A 20,433-nucleotide genomic window follows, 5' to 3' on the forward strand; every position below is an offset into this window, starting at 1 on the left:
ATCTGAACCTATTCTGCTTTGTCATGAACCACCCCAAGGACAAGCACGAGAAGGTAGAAAAGTTCATGAACATGGCAGTGGACTGCCGTATTTTGCATAGATACAGGAGGTAAAACCGCAATTCATGCAGTATATCGCGGATTCCTATCAACACTGTGCAAGTAACGTTTTTAAAATAACCACTGCACAATTCACAAACCCAAGTAAAGCTAAAACTAAAGATCACTCAATCTATCAGGAAATACTCCACTGAACCTCAAGATTACCTTCGGTATCAAACGAAACAGGATGAAAATCTGAAATAATCTTTACCCTTGATTTATCTGGAATTGATTCATAGGCAGCTCTTGATAGATATATTGTATTTAATGCCTTTGTGTTTTTGATAATCACTAATCGGGGATTCTGCTGAGCAAACAAACCGGCTGCTTTCATGCATGCCTTAAAAATCAATTCATCATTTTGCAAGGCAGCAGGAATTCTTGCAATTTCAGGATGCATTCCGGTAAGAGAGTTCACGATGGTGCTTTCTTCATCAATAGATTCTTTTAGCTTACGTGTTATGAAGTCAGCCATACCACACCCACTTGCATTTCCCGAAGACTTTTCTGTAAGACGCAGTAAGCCTAATACCTCAACATGCGGGCCTTCATGTGGTCCCCTATTAATTGGCCTTCCAATAACTGCAGGATCCATACCTGTTCCACTGATATCTTTACCTAGCTCGAATACAATCAGAACATCAATAGCAGGTACAGGAATGGACGGAATCATCGAAATGGCACGTTTGAGAATCTCTGGTTCGGTTGTGAGAATATCATTTTTTCGAGACACATATATATCTGCCAGTTCTTCATATCCGTTCTCAATTATAGAAATTCCAGCAATAATATTGAGCTTTTCGAATGCAACTTTTGCAACCCTTACCATATTCGGCCCAAGGTAGGGTACGCCTAAACTATGAGTAGCAGCAGCACCTATATGCTTAGCCAAACCTATTGCAAGCATTTTCATCAATCCACTCTGATATTTTTCACGAATTGAAGTATGGGATTTCACTCTATTTAGGAGAATGATACCATCTGCAGAAAGTGCATGCTTATCAATATATACAGGATGGCCTAATTCAGTCTTTCCAACCTCTTCTACTTCCATGGAAGAGATAATCGGAGCACCAACTGCTTCCTGAGTGATACCCAATTTCTCTAGCACACCCCTCTGTCCTTCTGCGGTTGCTCCTCCATGACTTCCCATTGCTGGTACGATAAATGGAATACCTCCAGACTGTTTTACCAATGAAACAGTCTTTCTCATGATCCTTTGATACTCTGCAACTCCGCGACTACCACCAGTAATTGCAATGCGATCACCCTTATGGATTAGAATTTGTTTCTCATTCCAAAGCTTCTCCAACTTAGTCTCAAGATCGTTTAATCGAGTCCGATCAAATGACACTTCAAGAGCGCAAACTTCAGGAATCTGAAAAGAATCGAGCATGTTATTAATACTTGAAGCCATCAGTATGCAGCCCTCACAGCGAATGATGCTTTCATTCTTTCCGCATAGTAACATTTAACACCATCGAGAATATGGTTTTTCTCAATCTTCTCGAAATTAATACGAATAGGTGTTCCAATGATATCAGGAAGATAGAATCGTCCATTTTTCTCTTCACTTTTTACGCTGAGTATATCGCCAATCGGATCAGTCATAGGTTCATGATTCTCAAGATATTCATCCTCATCAAATAATGCACCAAATGCAGCATTAAGCCAACTTGTTCCCCCAGCAGAAAAAAGGAGTTTTCGTTCTTTACAAAGAGCTCGTATCTTTAGTAAATCACTCATCTTACACATTCGTCCTACCAGAGGCATAAGATGATCAACACCTTTCTCTGCATACGTTTCAAATGCATACGCATTTCTCATAGATTCTCCGTAGCCGAGTTTAAGACCGACACCTCGTTCCTTTAGCTCTTTTATGCCATTCATATCATGAGAATGACAAGGCTCTTCATACCAAGCAGGATTATATGGTCTGATGAGATCTGCAAAACGGAGCGCCTCATCAACAGAAAACACCTGATTTGCATCGATTGCAATATGTACATCTGGACCTACTGCATCACGGACCTTAGCCATACGCAGAACATCACGTTTCATATTCTGGCCCCAATCACTACCCACTTTGAATTTGATAATCTTATTTCCTTCTTTGACATACCTTTCCATATCAGTAACAAGATCAGCATCCGATGAAAGAAGAGAACCTCCTCCCTTGTATATTGAACACCAATCTTTCTTTGCACCAAGATAGCGGTGAAGCGGCAGAGAATGCTTACGAGCTAAAATGTCCAACATTAGAAAATCAAACTGACCCAAATCAGCAATTTGGCCTGACTGAAATCCGAAATTGCGTAGTTTCCAGTACAGATACTGATACCAGTCACTTACCTTCTTCTTTTCTCCTGTCAGAACAAGTGGGAGAATATTCTCAACCATTCCCATCGAACAGAAGGTTTCACCACAAAACCCATCATTGTCAAATAATTGAATCCAACCTTGCAAAGGAATATAGGACCCAAAACCACCAGTCGCATCTCTCCAAGGTTTTTTAACAGGAATGGGATTGAAATTATAAAACACTGCTTTCGAAAAGCTAAGCTCCTGATCCTCAATAGGAAATCCAATCGTTACCTCATCCATAAGCAAGGCCTCCTCGTTGGTTATAATAATATCTGAAGAGACGATTCTCACCAATTCTTTTTAATTTCAATAGTTTCTTGAAATAGTGTTTTATAATTGTTTCAATTTTCATTTTATGTTTTATAATTAAAACATAAGGAAACAGATAATGTCAAAAATATTGATGATAGCTTCTGGAGCATGTATCGCTATGCATGCGTACAAAATCCAGAAAGAATACCATGCTGAGAAATCCCTGATTATTGTAAGTGCCTTCATGGAGAATGCGGTCGAATATATTAAGGAAAATCTTGATGATGACATCGATGTCATCATAGGACGAGGGAATACGGCAAAAATGCTCAGAGCAGAAAGACTCCCGTTTCCTATCGTAGAAATACCTATTTCAAATCATGACATTCACTTAGCAGTAGAAAAAGCGGCTTCGCTTATGAACTCTAGAACCGGAAAACTTGCATATATTGGAGAAGAAAAATCACTTGCCTCTGCAAATGTTTTCCTCTCAAGACTTGGCTATAAGCTATCTCTTTATCCTTGTCTTACTAGTCAAGATATTCGTTCTGCCGTAAACCTTGCCAAGAAAGAACATGTAAAGGCTATTATTGGGGGAGTCTTTACCTATAGTATTGCTACTTCCGAAAAAATACCTTGTGTTATCCTTGAAGCTTCCTATGAGTCTGTATTGCAAGCTTATACCGAAGCAATATCTGTACAGAAGGCTACCGAACTAAAAAAGGAAACGAACATTGAAAGCCGTACTATTCTGGAAAGTATTTCCGATGGAATCTTGGCTATAGATAGGAATGGTATAATAAGATATTGCAACAAACCTGCGACAAGAATGCTTCAATGTCAACCAGACCCTGCAGGACTTAGAGCGATAGATATATTACCTAAAGAAGAAAATACGATGTTACAACTCACCTTGAAAAAAGGAAAACGATATACACGCCATGCAGTAAAAATTCAAGATAAGATATTTTTGCTTTCCTTTTCACCAGTAACGACGAGCTCTACCAATACTGGTGCAATAATATCTATGAAACCACAATCGTTCGTCATTCCTGACCAATCAAACCAACTCTCTTTGAAAGGGGAAGGATTTCTTTCGATACTTGGGAAGTCTCCAACTTTCAGATTCGCCATTGAAGCAGCAAAACAATGCGCCCGTGATGCGACCCCAGTATTGATCATCGGTGAATATGGAACTGGAAAATCTATGCTTGCGAAAGCAATTCATGATGCATGTTCCACCCGAAATGTTTTCATTGCTAGAAGTTCTATGACAGTGTCTCTAGATGACATTCTCTCTTGCCAGTCCGGTACTTTGTACATCTCCAAAGTAGAGGATCTTAATCTTCAGCTGCAAGAAAATATTGCACAGATTGCATCAGATTCATGTATCCGAATGGATGATGGAGAAATAATACATGTGAATTTTAAGCTGATTTGTTCTACTGAAACAAATCTTAAACAGAGAACAGCTCATGGCCAATTCAGCAAGAAACTCTATTATGTCCTCACTTCTCACCTCATTCCCCTCCCCCCACTCAGGGAAAGGGGAGATGATATTTTACTTCTTTTTTCTCGATTTCTCGATGAGAAGGGTCTTTCTTTCAGTGGTACACTTCCCCAATACTCCTGGCCAGGAAATATTCAGGAGATGAAATGTCTCGTTGATAGATTAAGCCTGAGATGCAACGGAAAGGGAATTGTCACAACAGAGATGATTTTGAAAGAACTTGGAGAGGATGCATATTTTTCTCTCTTTGACTCAGAATCCAAGCGTATTCCAATAGTTCCCCGAACGGAAAAAACCTATTTCATCGGGGGAAACTATTACACGAGGGAAGATCTCCTCTCACTTAAGGCTTTCTATAATGGGAAGGTATCACTCATGGCGAGTCAGCTAAAGTGCAGTAGGTCGACTCTATGGCGTTACTTCAAGGAACTAAATCCCCATTGATTACACAAGAATACCTTCAAGTTTTTACAATCAATCTAGTCCCTAATGGTAGAAAGGCTCTATTGCCTGTTATGTAATCGGAGCTGGATTGAAATAACAGAGGAAGTTGTTCAGCCCATACTGTTCACTGAAGGGCTTCTTTCCACTTGCCACATCAAGGATCAGGTTGAACAAGCGCTCCCCAACCACTTCGACAGTCTCTTCCCCGGTAGCAATGGAACCTGCATCAAGATCGATCAGATCCTGCCACATATTCTTCATCGCATTACGGCTGGAAACCTTGATGACCGGAGCCTCGGCCAGACCATATGGTGTTCCACGTCCGGTCATGAAGACCTGGACTGTCATTCCGCTGGCAAGCTGGCTGGGACCGCAGACAATATCGCTCGCTGGGGTGGCAGCGAATATGAGCCCTTTCTTGGTAGGAAGCTCACCAGGGCCGAGCACCTCGACTATGGGAGCATGTCCACTCTTCACAATTGAACCCATCGCTTTCTCAACAATATTGGAAAGACCACCCTGCTTATTTCCAGGAGTAGGGTTTGCACTACGATCCACACTTCCCTTTGCAAGGTATTCATCATACCAGCCGATTTCAGCAACCAACTTCTTGAGAGCTTTCTCGTCCTTGCAACGCTCGGCAAGCAGATGCACCCCGTCACGGACCTCAGTGACCTCACTGAACATCACCGTGGCACCACCCGAGACAAGAAGGTCACTCGCATAACCTGCACTTGGATTGGCCGTCACACCGCTGAAAGCATCACTGCCCCCACACTGCATGCCAACACAAAGCTTTTCGAGTGGCAAGGTGGTACGTTTACGCTTATCAAGACTCTTGAGCTTGGTCTCTGCCATCGCAAGCAGAGCATCCATCATGGGCCCGAAGCCTGGATAGTCCTGAAGGATTATGACATTCTCTGGGGTATTCTCTTCATCACTGAGTAGTTTATCGACGGTGAGTTTCTCACAACCAAGCCCCACCACCATGATCTCACCCCCAAAGTTGGGATTCTTGATGGTATTCTTGATCGATCGGATAGGAACAACAGCATCAGGTGCGTTGATCGCAACCCCACACCCATAAGCATGATTGATTGCAACCACTCCATCAACATTTGGATACTGAGGAAGCAATTCAGCCTGAATTCGTTTCACCAACTGGTCCACCACCCCACTGACACACTGTACCGTGGTGGTAATGGCAAGGATGTTACGTGTTCCAGCATAACCCCCATTTGGATTCTCATATCCCAGGAAGGTAGTGCGTTTTGGTTGGGGAAGCACTACATCCTCAGGCTCGTTGAAGGAAAGCGCCTCCAGAGGTGGCTGAAGAGGCAACTCAAGGGAGTTTTCATTAATCCAAGCACCCTTCTTCACTCCTTCAAGCAAATAACCAAGCACTACTCCGTAGCGGATAACCTCATCCCCTTTCTGCATATCCTGCAGGGCCACCTTATGGCCCTGGGGAATATCAGAGAGGAGTGTGATACCATCAACCACATCCCCTTTTTGAGAGGCTTCAGTGATAATGGCTACCGTATCTCTTGGATCAATCTTTATAATCAATGTACTCATATTTTCTCCACTAATTTTTGTATATATGAAATCTCTAGAAATTCGTTTCTCAAATGAAACTAACCAATAGCAGTAAAATCGTTCTATCAAATTTTATTACTTACTAATGTAATCCATATATTCCTTCCACCCAAATCCCAGAATCTTCTACAGATGTCAGCAAACAAATTCGTTTACCATTCTTTGTTTTACTCAATTTGGGTAAGAAGGTTTTCCTCGGAATCAAAAGCAAGAAACTGTGGTTCGGAAATGGCTTCAAGCCCTGGATATTTGCCATCTAGAATATCTTGATAATACGCTTCTGAAAGCATAATCATGTCTAGATGCAAAGTGTTCTTGATTCTTACTATTCTAAGTCGGGCTTTGTCTACACCATTCAAGGTGCGAATACAGGCTTGAATTGCTTCCTTATCCGTTGCAACAACAACCGGCATCATAGCTGATTTAAGTACAGTACTTGTGAAGCAATTCGGATAAATCATTTCAGGATCAAGTTTATCGAACATTCGTTTTGTGATAATATTTGCAAGTCCCATACCATTTGCATTACCATGACTTACGTCTGTAAGGTCCAAAAAGCATGTCCGTTGTACTTTTAACCCTCCGGAGGCATAATCAGTGCTCCAGGTACCTGAAATATTGGGATCAACGCCTGTCCCAGAAAAATTCTTACCCATCTCATTGACTATAAGTACATCTGCCTCTGGTACCAGAATGCTTGGCATATTCTGAAAGGCAATTTGTAACAACTCTGGCTCTCGTGTCATGACGGATATTGGAAGAACTGCTTCAAAACAAGCTGTCTCATCGTAAGCATTTTCTATGCAGGGAATCGCAAAAAGTATTTTGGAATTTTCCAGAACCACTTGCGTATTAGCAATCAGATTTTTTGCCATATTACCCATTCCATCTGAATGTACACTTTCGGCACCTTTCTGCTTACCTAACCCAACCACCAGCATTTTGCAAATACCACTTTCCACTTCCCCTCGAAACGCATTATGAGGCTTGATACGACAAGAAACAATTATCCCATCGGCTTCATAAGCATTTCTATCTTGGTACACAGGTTTACCGAATTTTGAAGTACCAAGGAGAACAGTATCCATACTGCTTCTAATTGGGCAACCCATAGATTTTTCGGTAATGCCAAATGTCTCAAGCATTTTCATTTGGCCTTCTGCAGTCGCTCCTCCATGACTTCCCATTGCTGGGACAATATATGGATGTGCTCCCATTTCTATCACAAAATCTACTATAGTTTTTGTAATCAGCGCAACATTTCTAATTCCTCGGCTACCAGCAGTGATTGCAATTGACATCCCTGGTTGTATGGTTGAGGAAATCTCGGTCCTCTTAAGCTCCTTAATAATCTCACCAGCAATATCATCTTTCTCGATATGATCCCTCTTAAAATTCTGTCTGGCATAAAACATTTTTGGGATAGCAATTCCTTCAAGTAATTTTGTTACATTTCCACCTTTCACAATTTTCATAGTTAGTATCCTTCTCCCCAGACAGTAATGAAATATTCTTCTTCCCGAATTCTTGCTCAATCAACGAACTTGGCTTTTTCTTTTTTTTTCTTTAATAACAGTAAATATCAATACAGCTACCGTAAGAAGCATAAAAGTAAGAGCGATTGGACTTGAGAAGAACATGAAGAAATTATTATTGGAATACTGCATACCCCTAATAAGATTTTCTTCAACAATAGGAGCCAGAACAAATCCGAGAATTATTGGAGCCTGTGGAAACTTATTACGAGAAAGAAAGAAGCCAATAACCCCAAAAATCAGAGCTGTCCAAACATCAAAAATTCTATGGTTCGTGCCATAGGTGCCCACTACACAAAACGTCATAATAATCGGAAGCAGGATATACTTTGGAACAGATAGAATCTTTACAAAGACTCGTAATCCACCATACTCAACAATAAGCATGATAATAGTAGAAACAAGGAATGCAGCAAAAATCCCATATACGAGAACACCGCTAGTCCTAAATAGCAACGGACCCGGCTGTATACCATGAAGAGTAAGTCCTCCGAGAATCATTGCAGTTACAGTATCGCCAGGAATACCAAGCGTTAAGAGAGGAATCAGAGACCCCCCGATTGATGCATTATTGGCCGTCTCTGTAGCAATAATTCCGTCAATACATCCCGTACCAAACTTTTCTGGATGTTTGCTCTGTTGTTTTGCAACACTATATGCCACTATATTGGAGGTTGCCCCACCGATGCCTGGAAGAATACCAATACCAACTCCAATCAATGCTGAACGTATCATATTAATAAACTGCTCTTTGAATTCTTTGAAAGAAAAACCAAACCCTTTCATTTTATACTCGGCAACTTTATTCTTTTCTACCTTCAAACCGGTTGCCGCAATTTTCAAAATTTCAGCTACGGCAAAGAGCCCGATGAGTACTGGTAAGAGTGCAAAGCCGTTTTCCATATCATCAATACCAAAGGTAAAGCGGGCAGCTCCTCCAATTGAGGCAATACCTGCTAGTGATAAAGTGATACCTACTAACGCACTCACAACGCCTTTCAGCAAGTTATCTCCAACCATTCCGACTATCATCGTCAAGGCAAAAAGGCATATTGCAAAATATTCATATGGTCCAAACTTCAGTGCAATCTTTGCAAGAAGTGGTGCAATAAATATAAGTGCTCCAATTGAAATAATTGTACCAATAAATGAATAAAAAATACCCACACCAAGTGCCTTACTGGCTTCACCACGATCAGCCATGGGCCCACCATCAAAAGTAGTGGCTACAGAGGAGGGAGTTCCTGGTATTTTCAATAGAATTGCTGAAATTAAACCTCCTGAGGTTCCACCTACATATAATGCAACTAAGAGAGCAATACCATTAAGCGGACTCATACCAAAAGTTAAGGGGAGGCAGAGAGCAACTCCCATTGTAGAGGTTAGACCGGGAATGGAGCCAAAAATGATTCCTATTACAACACCCAAAAACATCACTGCAAATGTAGATGGATTTAAAATGGAAAGCAGTCCTTCAATTACCATTTACAACCTCCTCAGAATAGTCTGCTTGATGGTAGAATTAGTGAGAATACATTCACGAAGATTAGGTTTGTGAGTATGGGAACTACAATAGCAATAACTCCAAGAATGATATAATTTTTTCTGTTTCGAATTTCTTTAGGTATAACGAGAATCATCTGAATACCAAGATATAGCATTGAGCATAGAATGAACCCTAGATACTTTAGCATTCCAATATAAAAGAACAATAAAAAAAAGGTAAGGAGCACTCCAAGCATATTCATTTTTTCAGGAGCATCCTTCTCGTTCTTCAATCCGGAAATGAAAAGCAAGACTGCTACTGCAATCCAAATACTGGTGACAATTTTCGGTAAAAAATCACCACCGACAGAGGTAGTTACTCCAGATTTGATACTAAGTGCAGAACTGAATAAAGCGACTCCAATAAGTATCAGAATCAGGTTAATTAGATTTGATTCTAAATTTCTTTTCATGAATATTATCTTCCTATATACACAGAGAAGCCATCTACTCTTATTGAGTCCATGGCTTCTCCAGTTGATAATGATTTAGAACTCTATAGTACTCAAGATCTCTTCAACTTCTGCGTACTTTTTCAACCCTTCTTCTCCAGGAATAAAAGTTGGCTTCTGATAGTAAGCAGCATAAATTTTCTGCTGATACTCTTCATTGTTATTAACAATATCACCAACAGCAGCAGTAAATTCAGTTACAAGGTTTGCAGGAGTTCCCTTGGGGAAAGCAAAGAAATAATAGAAGGGAAGGGAAGCATTAACACCTTGGTTTTTATTGGAGACAACCCCAACTTCCTCAAGGTCAAATGGACTATCGCTTCCAATTACATCGAGAGTACCTTCCTCCACATAATCCTTTACCGAACCATATGCAGCAAGAATCACATCAACGTGTCCACCAAGAATTGCTGCTAGACGGGCAGAGGAACTTCCAGCATCAACCGGATTTAGCAGAAAGCCTTCTTTAATGAGCTGCATAGCAACTGCATAAGTAGTAGCACCGGTTTGAATTGCAATTTTAAGTTCATTCGGATGAGCCTGGGTATAAGCCTTCAGATCTGCCATGTTCTTAAAGTTATATTCTGATTTCGTTACAATCATGTTACCACGATTCATAGCAGCTATACATGAAAAATCATAGGAATCAAATCCGTAATCAACAGTACCACTAGCCTTGTTTACTACAAATGCTGAGTGATAGAAAAGGATGCTACTACCATCTGCGGTTGCATTCTTTACCTGACGGGTACCTGTAGCTCCACCATTACCACTTACATTAGAAATTACGAAATTACTTCCAATCTCTTCCTGAAGATACTGAGCAAGAAGACGTGCATTGAAATCAGTATCACCACCAGCGCCTGCGGGAACAACAATTTCTACGTTCTTTGGCCACTTAGCTGCACCATCACTCGTCTCATTTGTCCCATTTGCAAAAGCAAAGCTCATAGCAAGAACTGCTACCATTAGAATCACAAGCCATTTTTTCATTTAGAACTCCTTTCGAAACTAACCATCCCCACATGAGGATTTCGATATGTGGATCCCTACAACCAGGTCCAAATCCAGATCCATCAGAACAAAACACCTGTGAAAAGCGCTTTACTTCCTATCTATAGCCTAAGCTTGGTTTTTCAATATGTCAACTAAAAAATTTATTTTTTCAAAATCTTTTTGATTTTTTTATAATTAATAATGAAATTTTCAATTATCGTATGAAAGAATATACAAATAACCAGAATTTATTGCATTCTTTTACAAAATGCAAAATATGACTTATTATTATATATATTATAACGTTTTATTAGCAATTATAATTCACGTAATCAAATATATTTCTCTCAAAACTAAAGAATTCAAACCATTTTACCTCAAATACACGCAATTTTTGTATAATACTATTTGAATTTGGTAGTACTCCTTTACCAAGATGTCTCTCACAGAACCATCCCCCACACTGGGATGGAAATCAGGGAAAGAAAGGTACTGACAATAACCAACTTGGAAGCATAAATGGTATCCCTGCCATACTTGAAGGCAAGGATTACCGTGGAAGAACCTCCGGGCATCGCTGCCAGTATGACCGAAACCCCAATGATCAAGGGATCGAGTCCCATAAATCTGGTCACCAGATAGGAGACCAGTGGTATGAAACCAAGCCTCAGAAGGGAGAAGACAATGAGGTTTCCATCCAGGCGGAGATGCTCCCTCTTCATTTCAGCAAAAAGGGAACCGATAAGCATCATGGACAATGCCGTGGTACAGCCGGCAAGAGAGGAGAGCGTCATCTCCATGAATGAAGGAATCTTCACCGGAAACAACATCCAAAGCAGCCCAATATACACTGCAACCATACAGGGGTGAAGGATTACCTTCAGCGCTGCCTGCTTCTTGTTCACTGCTGCAGGACTGAAGATGGAAAGGCCAGCTGTCCACATGACCACACGTTGAGGGATCAGGTAGATGGAAGCATACATATAGCCGGCTGCTCCAAAGAGCTCCCCTGCTATGGGAAGCCCCAGAAAACCGGCGTTTGAAACCAACAGTCCGTAGCGGAGCACGCTCTTCTTGCCCTCATCCTGCTTTCTATAGGTGATCCTTGAGAGCAGAAAACAAAAGAGCTGAATCCCCATGGAAACAAAGAAAATAATGGAGAAGGAGAGTAACAACTCCCTGCTGATCTCCATACGAAAGGAGAGGATAATACTGCAAGGCAGCGTCACATAGAGGACCAAGTCGGTCAGGAACCCTTTCGTACTCTCCTGGAACAACCCTACCTTACGGAGCAATGCCCCTACCGCCAACAAGGCAAAGAGCTGTCCTTGCAGACTCCATAGACTTGCGAGATCCATATATCTTTTCCTTCAAGTATAGTCATGATTGGACAGGGCTCAATCTATCATTTCTATATAACCACGCCAAAGCACATGGCAAGCACGGGATAAGGGGAGGCTTACCTGCAATATTGTAAAGAGCCACGAAAATCTGTTCCAAATACAATCTTTATGCTTTCTCACCTACAAAACGCTCTAAAATATTCCCTTTCAGTTGGAGAAATGCAAAGTTTAGAAACTAGCTGACAAAGAACTATAATAAAAATTTGATCAATACACAAGACAGATTATATCCTGTTTTCATTTAGATATCAGACTTTAGCTGATCTTTTCACTAGGATGACAAGCATTTCAATATCAAGTAATTCAATTACTGAAATACTAGAAATTCTATCAACTATCCATTAAAAGTACTATCAATCGAACTCAATTTGCTTTCCTAAGCACCATAGCAAAAGGCAATCCGTATCACATCCCATTCCAATGAAATCCGAAATTATTTGCAGTAATCTTCTGGCCACCGGGAACCTCTCCCACCCCGGTATTCCCTTGACTGTCCGTCAAAATGACGATATTTCGGGTAAAATAGGAATCATGATATCTCCTCCTAACTTACGAACATGTACAACGTGTGAATTAGACACCCGTACCTATATCATGCTATAGTGCTTTTTCTCGTATGTCAATTTTTATTATAAATTTTATAATTTGTATTTGATTTTTTATAACTATGTTTGAACATATCACTTACAAGTCTGTTACTTCATGTAATATACAGTACTCATCATATCTCATGTATCGATGTTATGGAGATGATCGTCGTATTTTCTTTGATAATTTCATAATTACATGCGATACTATAATTGTGTTATAATAATTTGCATATATTTCAAATAGGAAAGAGGACGTTATCATGCCGAATGACACTGACAAATACAACATCAAAGCTGTTTCTCGTTGCTTCCAGATACTCGACTATGCCGCTGAGCAAAGTGGCCCCATCTCCATCCAGGACGTCTGTACCGCCTTGGACACCAACAGCAATATGGCTTTTCGCCTGCTGGCAAGCTTACAGAGTTCCGGGTACATGACCAAAGACCCATACACCGGCTTGTATGCGATCAGCCTGAAGACGCTCAAACTCAGCAGAAGTGCACTTCACTCCCAGGAAATTCGGAAAGTTACCATGCCCTACCTTGAGCTTCTGTGGAATCAATTCCCCAAGGCAAACGTCAATATGGCAGTCTTCTACAACGGTGAAGTACTTATGCTCGACCGAATTGACACCCAGAGCACTCCTCGTACCTATTTCACCCCAGGCAGGCAGCTACCCATTCACTGTACGGCACTGGGAAAAGTACTTACCAGCGAACTGGAAGAAAATCAGGTGGATGCCCTGCTCAAGGAAAAAGGCCTTACCAAGTATACTGAGCAGACCATCACCGACCCAGTCGCGTTCAAGAAAGAGCTTGCAAAGGTTCGCAGTGAAGGTTGCGCCCGTGACCGCAATGAGTTCATCGACGGAGACAACTGCTCTGCTGTTCCAGTAAGAGGAAGGGATGGGAAAATTATTGCTGGCATCAGCGTAAGTGCCCTGGTATCCAATATGAGTGTGGAAGAGATTGAGAGAGCCATTCCTCGTCTCAAGGATACTGCTTCCAGAATCTCTTATATGATGGGATTCACCACAACTCCGGTTCTGTAATCCGAATTAAAACATGCAGTATTTTACAGAGGGTCATCGTTATTGATGACCCTCTCATTGTATATGCTAGTTCTGGAAACGAGTTATTCCACTACATCAAAGCCACCATCGATGAGGCTCTGACGGAGGTTCTCCATCTGAGCGGCCGGGCTTGGCATTGTGGGAAGGTAGGGCTTGCCCACCTTTGTCCCCACCAGGTTCGCCAGGTCCTTCGTTGCAACAGGGAAGCTCGACTTGTCGGTCGCCAGGCGGATCGGGTTCAGCATCAGCTGCGCCTCCAGCGATCCCTTGATGTCTCCGGCCACGTACCTCTCGTAAATCGAGCACACCAGACGCGGCAGGTAGTTCGCCGTCGAGCACACCGCACCGACCGCCCCGACCCCAAGGCCGGAGTAGATCAGCGTGTCCTTCCCGCTCAGCACCTTGAAGGAGATGTCGGCGTTCCGCCTCACGAACTCCATCGTCTGCGTCAGGTCCCCGCTCGAGTCCTTCATCCCCACCAGGTTGGGGATGCTGTGCGCAAGCTCCTGGACCAGGTCCTGGCTCATCGCGTACCCGCATCTGCCGGGGTTGTTGTACAGCAGCACCGGCACCTCACTCACTGCAGCGGCTATGGTACGGAAGTGCTGCTTCAGCTCCTCCTCCGTCGGCTTAAGGAACATCGGCTGCAGGATCGACACGCTCCTCGCCCCTAGGCGCACACCCATCCTCGCCAGGCGCACACACTTGCTCGTGCGTATCGCCCCGACTCCCATGTAGATCGGCACCCGCCCTGCACACTGGTCCACCATGATGCCCAGGGCCTCTTCCATCTCGGCCTCTTCCATCATGTAGAACTCGCCGTTCGACCCGAAGGCAAGGATACCGGAGCACCCTCCCTCGATGACAAAGTCCACCACCTTCCTCAGCGACGCCTCGTCCACCTTCTCGTCTTCCGTGATCGGGGTCACGATCGGGGGTATGATCCCCTTGATGAAACTCGTATCCATGCCTCTCTCCTTCCTCAGTCGCCGATCTTCGTACCGCTCACCTTCGCGTAATAGCGGGCCAGCGCACTGTGGTCGTCGCCCCCGAACCCGTCGGCGTGCAGCGTCTCCATCATCTCCCTCACATATGCGGTCAACGGCAGGGGCGATCCCACCCCGTGGCCCGTGTCCATCGCATTGGCAAGGTCCTTGATGTGCAGGTCGATCTTGAACCCGGGCTTGAAATTCGATTCCATCATCATCGGTGCCTTCGCGTTCATCACCGTGGAACCGGCAAGCCCGCCCTTGATCGCGTCGAACACCAGGTGCGGGTCGACCCCGGCCTTCTTCACCAGCGTGAACGCCTCACTAACCGCCGCTATGTTCAGGGCAACGATGATCTGGTTCGCAAGCTTGGTCGTGTTCCCTGCCCCGATCGGACCGCAGTGCACCGCACTGGCCCCCATGACCAGCAGGATGTCCTTCAGCTCCTCGAACAGTTCCTTCTCCCCGCCGACCATGATCGCCAGCGTACCGTCTATCGCCTTGGGCTCCCCGCCGGAGACGGGGGCGTCGAGCATCCTCACGCCCTTCTCTGCACAGGCCTTCTCCACTTCCTGGCTTGCAAGAGGCGCGATCGAGCTCATGTCGACAAGCTTCAATCCTTCTTTCGCCCCCTCGAGCACTCCCTTCTCACCCAGCACCACGCTCTTCACGTGCGGGCTGTTGGGAAGCATAGTGATCACCAGCGGCACCTGGGCAGCCACATCGGCAGCCGAGGCTCCGGCTACAGCTCCCGCTGCAACAACCTCTTCCACACTTGCCTTGTTCAGGTCGAAACACACCACCTCATGCCCTGCCTTCAGCAGGTTCTTGGCCATGGGCTTGCCCATGATCCCCAGTCCGATAAATCCAATCTTCATTGTATATCTCCTCATTATATATATTGATCAGGTATAACGAAGATGGCATGCCGAATGCCAACATGACGGGCACACCATTATCCCTAGAAGCACCAATGGCTCCTAGGGATAGAGTAAGGGGAGTCTTAAATTCTGTCAACTAAAATTATAGTTTCTTACAGTACTATTATATTTTTTAAACCGTGTTATATAAATTTCAAACTGCATTATACAGACAAGCTTAGCAGACATCTCTTGCTAGCCATTCACCACATTCTGTCTTGCACCGGAGAGAAATCCCCTCAGGTTTGCAACAGCGATATCCATCAATCTCTGACGACTTTCCTTTGGTGCCCAGCTGATATGGGGTGTGATCAGGCAATTCTTTGCCTGCAAGAGAGGATTGTCCTCCTTGATCGGCTCAGAGGAGACAACATCCAATCCTGCGGCAGCTATCTTGCCACTATTGAGGGCATCGGCAAGATCCTGTTCTACAATCAAGGGACCTCGACTGTTATTGATCAGGATAACCCCATCCTTCATCTTGGCGATGCTTTCCTTGTTGATGATACCCTCGGTTTCAGGAAAAAGAGGACAATGCAATGCAATCACATCACTTTCAGACAACAAGGTATCCAGGGAGACATAATCATCTTTCAGCTCAGGATTTTGATAGGAATCATAGGCAATGACCTTCATACCAAAGGCTTTTGCAATCCTTCCTGTCGCCTGCCCGATTCTTCCATATCCGATGATTCCCATTGTCTTACCAACAAGTTCAATAAGCGGGTAGTCCCAGAAACAGAAATCAGGAGCCTTGCTCCATCGCCCTTCCTTGACCGCATCACTGTGGTGTTGTACGTGGTGGCAGATTTCAAGCAACAAGGCAAACACAAACTGCGCAACTGCATCTGTCCCATAGGTTGGAATGTTGGTGACTACCACACCCCTCTCCTTTGCTGCCTGGACATCGACTACATTGTACCCGGTAGCCAGTACCCCGATATATTGCATCTTCTCAGCATTCTTTATGGTCTCGGCTGTAAGCGGGGTCTTGTTGGTAATGACAATATCGGCATCAGCGATACGCTGCGCGATCAAATCAGATGGTGTACGGTCATACACCGTCACATCTCCCAGTTCTGCAAATCCATCCCAGCTCAGGTCCCCTGGGTTCTCCGTATATCCATCCAGAATGACTATCTTATGTTGCATAGTGCCTCCTCATATGCATAGCTTAGCCTACTTTTCTCCCTTTCCTCAATCATCTAAAGACAACAATTCCCCTCCATATTACAGAAGGGGAATAGCGTGAACATGATAAAGAAGTTACCGGACCACACCCTCAAATATTGGGTTACGAGGAGCAAGGCTTCCAGCAGAATACCCCCAGATGGAGGCATATTCAGCAGGATCCTCTCCCATTTTCTCCAACTGTCTCAGATAGTGGGCTATCGACTTGGACTCTATGATGACCACAGAGCCCATCTCCTCGATCACCTTGCTGTGCGGCCTGGTGTGGTCGAACTCAAACTCCAGGATACGCCTCCCGTCATCGGTAATACCGATGGTCCTGAAGGTGTTGCTCTTGCCCACGCCCGGTAGGTTGATCGTATTCCGATCTGTTGCAAGAAATGGGATCTCAGCCCCCTCACGTACCATGTTGATCTGTTCAACCATTTTCTCCGCCTCACTCATGAATGGACGAAGCGTGGCGAGATACCGCTGAGGAACCTGTCCGATGGAACTCTCCTCAAGCTGCTCCTGCATGCTCCTTGCATTGGTCGCAAACAACTCTCGGTTCTCCTTGAATCCCTTGACCGTGAAGGTATAGTAAGGAAGGACGCCGATATCATTGAGTACCTTACGCAGTTTTGCCGTATGGCCACGTCTGCTGGCCGCAACCGTGAAGACTTCCTGGTTGGTTACTGCCCAACCTGCATCAAGCAATCGCCTGATCGCCTTTCTGGTATCGGGGGTAATCTCCATGGCAGAGGAGATATGCGTCTGCACCACACACTGGTCAATGCCCAGCTTCTGTGCCTCGGCCTTGAAATCGGCAAGAACCTGGATGAGTTCCTTGGTAACTCGCTGGGGAAGATACACCGGTAGCTTCGTTCCAAGACGGACTCTCCGCATGGGAGCATACTGATCATCTTGTGGTCGTTGTTTGTTATCTTCCAGCTTCTGCCTTGCCATCTCAAGCACTGCATCCAGAATTGAACGCAAGGACTTCACAGAGCTCATGAAGGCGTCCCCTCCGGTGATCAGGATATCCCAAAGGTAGGGATCATTCCTGAAATACTCCATATTGACGGCAAGTTGCTCTTCCCAGGTCCGTTTCGGGCGGAGCTTCTCCAGCTCAAAGTTGAACCGGCCTGCCTGGAAATCATACATTCTCTGGCAGTAGGAGCATAAGCCTCCACAGGCTCTTCCCATGGTGTCAGGGATAAAAATGGCGACCGTTGGGTACCTTCGGTGAACATTGTGTGAAGGAAGCAACCACCCTGCTGCATTGGGCTCCCCTGGCTTTGCAATGTCCTCTTTCTCCCAGGCAACAATTGAACCAAACTCCTCCAAGAGGTCCTGACTGTAGAAGAGATAGGCACGCAAGGCGAGGTCACTTCCTGGATGTTCCTGCATCTCAAGGGGGCGGGTATCGATAAGAGAGAGGAAGTAGGGAGTGGCAAAGATGGGAATACCCTTTCTTTCTGACGCCTTCATGACCCTGAGCGTCTCAGCATCCATACTGTTGCCAAGGTAACGATTGAGCTCCTCAGTGCTTCTGAGGGCAAAGTGCAAATGGAATCGGTCCTCTTTCCACCAAGCAAGTACCTGCTTGCGCTTTTGCTCATGACTCATGTCATCCTTGAATTGATAGAAGGAGCTTTTTCTCCGTCTATCATCGATACGCTTGATCAGGAGCTCAACAATTCGCTCCTTGTTCTTCGTTCTCCAAGCGATCACCTCTGGGTCCAGCCCACTTGGATGGGAATCCATCCACTGCTCTACCTGACTTCTAGGAGGGATTATACGATCCTCCACTCCACTGAGCTGGCCAATGAGATGAGCCATATCCTCAAGGAAATCAAGATGAACCGACGTCTCTTGTCCCAGCAAGACACGCCTCAAGAGCGCAATGGGACGCGAGGTCACCATCTCTCCATGGAGGTTCAGGTCTTCATAGACATCTCCCTCGTGGTCGAGATAGTCCATCATCCTAAGGTATGCCATCGAGGTGCTCATCAAAGTATAGTAGTCCTGTTCGGTCTTTCCTTCACCAGTGTAATATGACCATGCTTTTGGGAATCTCTGTTGCATCGTTGCAGCCATCTCTTCACGAAGAGAAGCTACCAAAGCCGCATCATCAAGCTTCTGGTCAAGGAACAAGGAGATAAGTTCTGGATTGTCTGCCTTCATCTTGGCGACAAGTTCAGTAATGCGATTGATAGATGTATTCATGTGCTAAAGATACAGGGATGGGTTATCGTATGTCAAGCATTCTTGTTTATTCTTTTTCTTATAAATACTTATTATATTATCTCATCGATTAATTATTGCTCATCATTCAATAATCTAAGATTCTCACTCCTAAATCTATTGCATCAATTCATGTATTTTTCTTGACAAATACAGCTGCTACAAACACCATGTAATTGGTCAGACCAATAGTCAATTGAAGGAAATATATGAAGAATAGTAAAAATGCTTTGGTATATGTGGAATACCCACAACCCTACCAAAAGAAATTGCTGAATGCTCTAACAACAGCGGGATATTCTGTAATTTCTGTGATACCCGATAATTCTGAAAAAAATATAAACAGAGCGCTAAAAGCCTTGGAATATGTTGAGGTTGCTATTTTAGGGGGAGTATTACCGATTCAAAATCTTGAACATGCTCCAAACTTAAAATGGATCCATTTTGATTGGGTTGGTATAGAAAAAATACTTACACGGGCAATGTTCGAAGGAGGAAGAATAATTACTAATGGATCAGGAAGAAACTCAATTTGTTTAGCTGAACACGTTTTCTATTTCATTTTCACGCTTACCTATGGAACACGTGACATATTTATATCTCAGCATGACCATCATTGGGGAGTAAATCATCTAAATCCATATTCGTGCCTATTTAATAAAACTATACTCATTATAGGTACCGGGTCCATTGGAACAGAGATTGCCCTACGTGCAAAGTCTTTTGGCATGAAAACTGTCGGCTATAGCCGTACTTTGAAAGAACAGAACTTGGCATATGACAGACAAGAAAGCAAGCAAGCTGGAGTAGATTTTACTTCATTGATTACAGAAGCAGATTTTGTTGTACTCTCTGTACCTCTTAATACAGAATCTTATCACTTAATTAATGCTTCAGTTTTCGAAAAAATGAAAAAGACTGCGTATTTAATAAACATATCCAGAGGCGCGGTAGTTGATGAAAAGGCCCTTTCGGAAGCTGTCAGTACAAGACAAATAGCAGGGGCAGGTTGTGACACTTTTGAGAACGAACCATTAGATAAGAGCAGTCCATTATGGGACCTTCCCACCATGGTTATAACCCAAATTCCCGCTAAATTATAACTATAATACCAATAATTCTTTGGAATATTAGAAGATATATCATTCCAAGACATTGACTTTTGCTCAAAACATAGCTACAATAAAAGCTATGAAAAAAGCAGGGAACACAGCCAAGATCGTTGAGGTTTTCAACAAGAATG

The 20,433-nt window shown here is 43.8% G+C and carries 15 protein-coding genes; 3 read left to right on the forward strand and 12 right to left on the reverse strand.

The window, feature by feature from the left end:
- Positions 1-234: 234 nt before the first annotated feature.
- Together JF818_RS14790 and JF818_RS14795 are read right to left on the reverse strand one after the other, a co-directional pair.
- On the reverse strand, positions 235-1,518 hold the full coding sequence (locus tag JF818_RS14790) for a DUF362 domain-containing protein (RefSeq protein ID WP_198892749.1): 1,284 nt from the start codon (positions 1,516-1,518) through the stop codon (positions 235-237).
- Positions 1,518-2,705 carry an enolase C-terminal domain-like protein gene (locus JF818_RS14795; RefSeq protein ID WP_198892750.1) on the reverse strand — a complete coding sequence of 396 codons (1,188 nt, stop codon included), beginning with the start codon at positions 2,703-2,705 and terminating at the stop codon, positions 1,518-1,520. The genes JF818_RS14790 and JF818_RS14795 overlap by 1 nt, the downstream gene beginning before the upstream one ends.
- 148 nt (positions 2,706-2,853) lie before the next feature.
- Here JF818_RS14795 and JF818_RS14800 point away from each other — a divergent pair, with 148 nt between their 5' ends.
- Complete coding sequence (locus JF818_RS14800) at positions 2,854-4,671, forward strand: sigma-54-dependent Fis family transcriptional regulator (protein ID WP_198892751.1); 1,818 nt, start codon at positions 2,854-2,856, stop codon at positions 4,669-4,671.
- Between the two features lie 69 nt (positions 4,672-4,740).
- Here the strand turns inward: JF818_RS14800 and garD are convergent, their stop codons facing one another.
- The 6 genes from garD to JF818_RS14830 all read right to left on the reverse strand — a co-directional run bounded on the left by garD (position 4,741) and on the right by JF818_RS14830 (position 12,156).
- Positions 4,741-6,249 (reverse strand): galactarate dehydratase, encoded by a 1,509-nt coding sequence (gene garD, locus JF818_RS14805; RefSeq protein ID WP_198892753.1) that lies wholly within the window; start codon positions 6,247-6,249, stop codon positions 4,741-4,743.
- Positions 6,250-6,437: 188 nt separating this feature from the next.
- Complete coding sequence (locus JF818_RS14810) at positions 6,438-7,745, reverse strand: lactate racemase domain-containing protein (protein ID WP_198892755.1); 1,308 nt, start codon at positions 7,743-7,745, stop codon at positions 6,438-6,440.
- Positions 7,746-7,805: 60 nt separating this feature from the next.
- Entirely contained in the window at positions 7,806-9,290 is a 1,485-nt protein-coding gene (locus tag JF818_RS14815) for a tripartite tricarboxylate transporter permease (RefSeq protein WP_198892757.1), read from the reverse strand.
- An 11-nt stretch (positions 9,291-9,301) separates the two neighbouring features.
- A complete protein-coding gene (locus tag JF818_RS14820; protein WP_198892759.1) occupies positions 9,302-9,763 on the reverse strand; it encodes a tripartite tricarboxylate transporter TctB family protein in 462 nt (153 codons plus the stop codon).
- Between the two features lie 75 nt (positions 9,764-9,838).
- The gene (locus JF818_RS14825) at positions 9,839-10,795 is read right to left on the reverse strand and encodes a tripartite tricarboxylate transporter substrate-binding protein (protein ID WP_198892761.1); all 957 of its coding nucleotides are present in this window, start codon (positions 10,793-10,795) and stop codon (positions 9,839-9,841) included.
- A gap of 446 nt (positions 10,796-11,241) precedes the next feature.
- Complete coding sequence (locus JF818_RS14830; RefSeq protein WP_198892763.1) at positions 11,242-12,156, reverse strand: AEC family transporter; 915 nt, start codon at positions 12,154-12,156, stop codon at positions 11,242-11,244.
- A gap of 895 nt (positions 12,157-13,051) precedes the next feature.
- On the opposite strand from JF818_RS14830, the gene JF818_RS14835 reads away from it, so the two are divergent.
- A complete protein-coding gene (locus JF818_RS14835; protein WP_198892765.1) occupies positions 13,052-13,843 on the forward strand; it encodes an IclR family transcriptional regulator in 792 nt (263 codons plus the stop codon).
- Between the two features lie 83 nt (positions 13,844-13,926).
- Here JF818_RS14835 and JF818_RS14840 read toward each other — a convergent pair whose 3' ends face one another.
- From JF818_RS14840 to JF818_RS14855, 4 genes are all read right to left on the reverse strand, one after another.
- Entirely contained in the window at positions 13,927-14,832 is a 906-nt protein-coding gene (locus JF818_RS14840) for a dihydrodipicolinate synthase family protein (RefSeq protein WP_198892767.1), read from the reverse strand.
- A 14-nt stretch (positions 14,833-14,846) separates the two neighbouring features.
- Positions 14,847-15,731, reverse strand: coding sequence for a 2-hydroxy-3-oxopropionate reductase (garR, locus tag JF818_RS14845; protein ID WP_198892769.1), 885 nt, complete (start codon positions 15,729-15,731; stop codon positions 14,847-14,849).
- Between the two features lie 237 nt (positions 15,732-15,968).
- Positions 15,969-16,925: a D-2-hydroxyacid dehydrogenase gene (locus JF818_RS14850; protein ID WP_198892771.1), complete on the reverse strand. Its 957-nt coding sequence runs from the start codon at positions 16,923-16,925 to the stop codon at positions 15,969-15,971.
- 114 nt (positions 16,926-17,039) lie between these two features.
- On the reverse strand, positions 17,040-19,172 hold the full coding sequence (locus JF818_RS14855; RefSeq protein WP_198892773.1) for a KamA family radical SAM protein: 2,133 nt from the start codon (positions 19,170-19,172) through the stop codon (positions 17,040-17,042).
- A gap of 227 nt (positions 19,173-19,399) precedes the next feature.
- Here JF818_RS14855 and JF818_RS14860 point away from each other — a divergent pair, with 227 nt between their 5' ends.
- A complete protein-coding gene (locus JF818_RS14860; RefSeq protein WP_198892775.1) occupies positions 19,400-20,293 on the forward strand; it encodes a D-isomer specific 2-hydroxyacid dehydrogenase family protein in 894 nt (297 codons plus the stop codon).
- Positions 20,294-20,433 lie beyond the last annotated feature (140 nt).

The organism is Sphaerochaeta sp. S2, from assembly GCF_016406725.1.
In the GTDB taxonomy this organism is placed as follows: domain Bacteria; phylum Spirochaetota; class Spirochaetia; order Sphaerochaetales; family Sphaerochaetaceae; genus Sphaerochaeta.

Coding starts and splice junctions, on each gene's coding strand:
- JF818_RS14830 (WP_198892763.1), bottom strand. CDS start 12,156: ATGGATCTCGCAAGTCTATGGAGTCTGCAAGGACAGCTCTTTGCCTTG.
- JF818_RS14860 (WP_198892775.1), top strand. CDS start 19,400: ATGAAGAATAGTAAAAATGCTTTGGTATATGTGGAATACCCACAACCC.
- JF818_RS14850 (WP_198892771.1), bottom strand. CDS start 16,925: ATGCAACATAAGATAGTCATTCTGGATGGATATACGGAGAACCCAGGG.
- JF818_RS14815 (WP_198892757.1), bottom strand. CDS start 9,290: ATGGTAATTGAAGGACTGCTTTCCATTTTAAATCCATCTACATTTGCA.
- JF818_RS14840 (WP_198892767.1), bottom strand. CDS start 14,832: ATGGATACGAGTTTCATCAAGGGGATCATACCCCCGATCGTGACCCCG.
- JF818_RS14835 (WP_198892765.1), top strand. CDS start 13,052: ATGCCGAATGACACTGACAAATACAACATCAAAGCTGTTTCTCGTTGC.
- JF818_RS14820 (WP_198892759.1), bottom strand. CDS start 9,763: ATGAAAAGAAATTTAGAATCAAATCTAATTAACCTGATTCTGATACTT.
- JF818_RS14800 (WP_198892751.1), top strand. CDS start 2,854: ATGTCAAAAATATTGATGATAGCTTCTGGAGCATGTATCGCTATGCAT.
- JF818_RS14855 (WP_198892773.1), bottom strand. CDS start 19,172: ATGAATACATCTATCAATCGCATTACTGAACTTGTCGCCAAGATGAAG.
- JF818_RS14825 (WP_198892761.1), bottom strand. CDS start 10,795: ATGAAAAAATGGCTTGTGATTCTAATGGTAGCAGTTCTTGCTATGAGC.
- JF818_RS14795 (WP_198892750.1), bottom strand. CDS start 2,705: ATGGATGAGGTAACGATTGGATTTCCTATTGAGGATCAGGAGCTTAGC.
- garR (WP_198892769.1), bottom strand. CDS start 15,731: ATGAAGATTGGATTTATCGGACTGGGGATCATGGGCAAGCCCATGGCC.
- JF818_RS14790 (WP_198892749.1), bottom strand. CDS start 1,518: ATGGCTTCAAGTATTAATAACATGCTCGATTCTTTTCAGATTCCTGAA.
- garD (WP_198892753.1), bottom strand. CDS start 6,249: ATGAGTACATTGATTATAAAGATTGATCCAAGAGATACGGTAGCCATT.
- JF818_RS14810 (WP_198892755.1), bottom strand. CDS start 7,745: ATGAAAATTGTGAAAGGTGGAAATGTAACAAAATTACTTGAAGGAATT.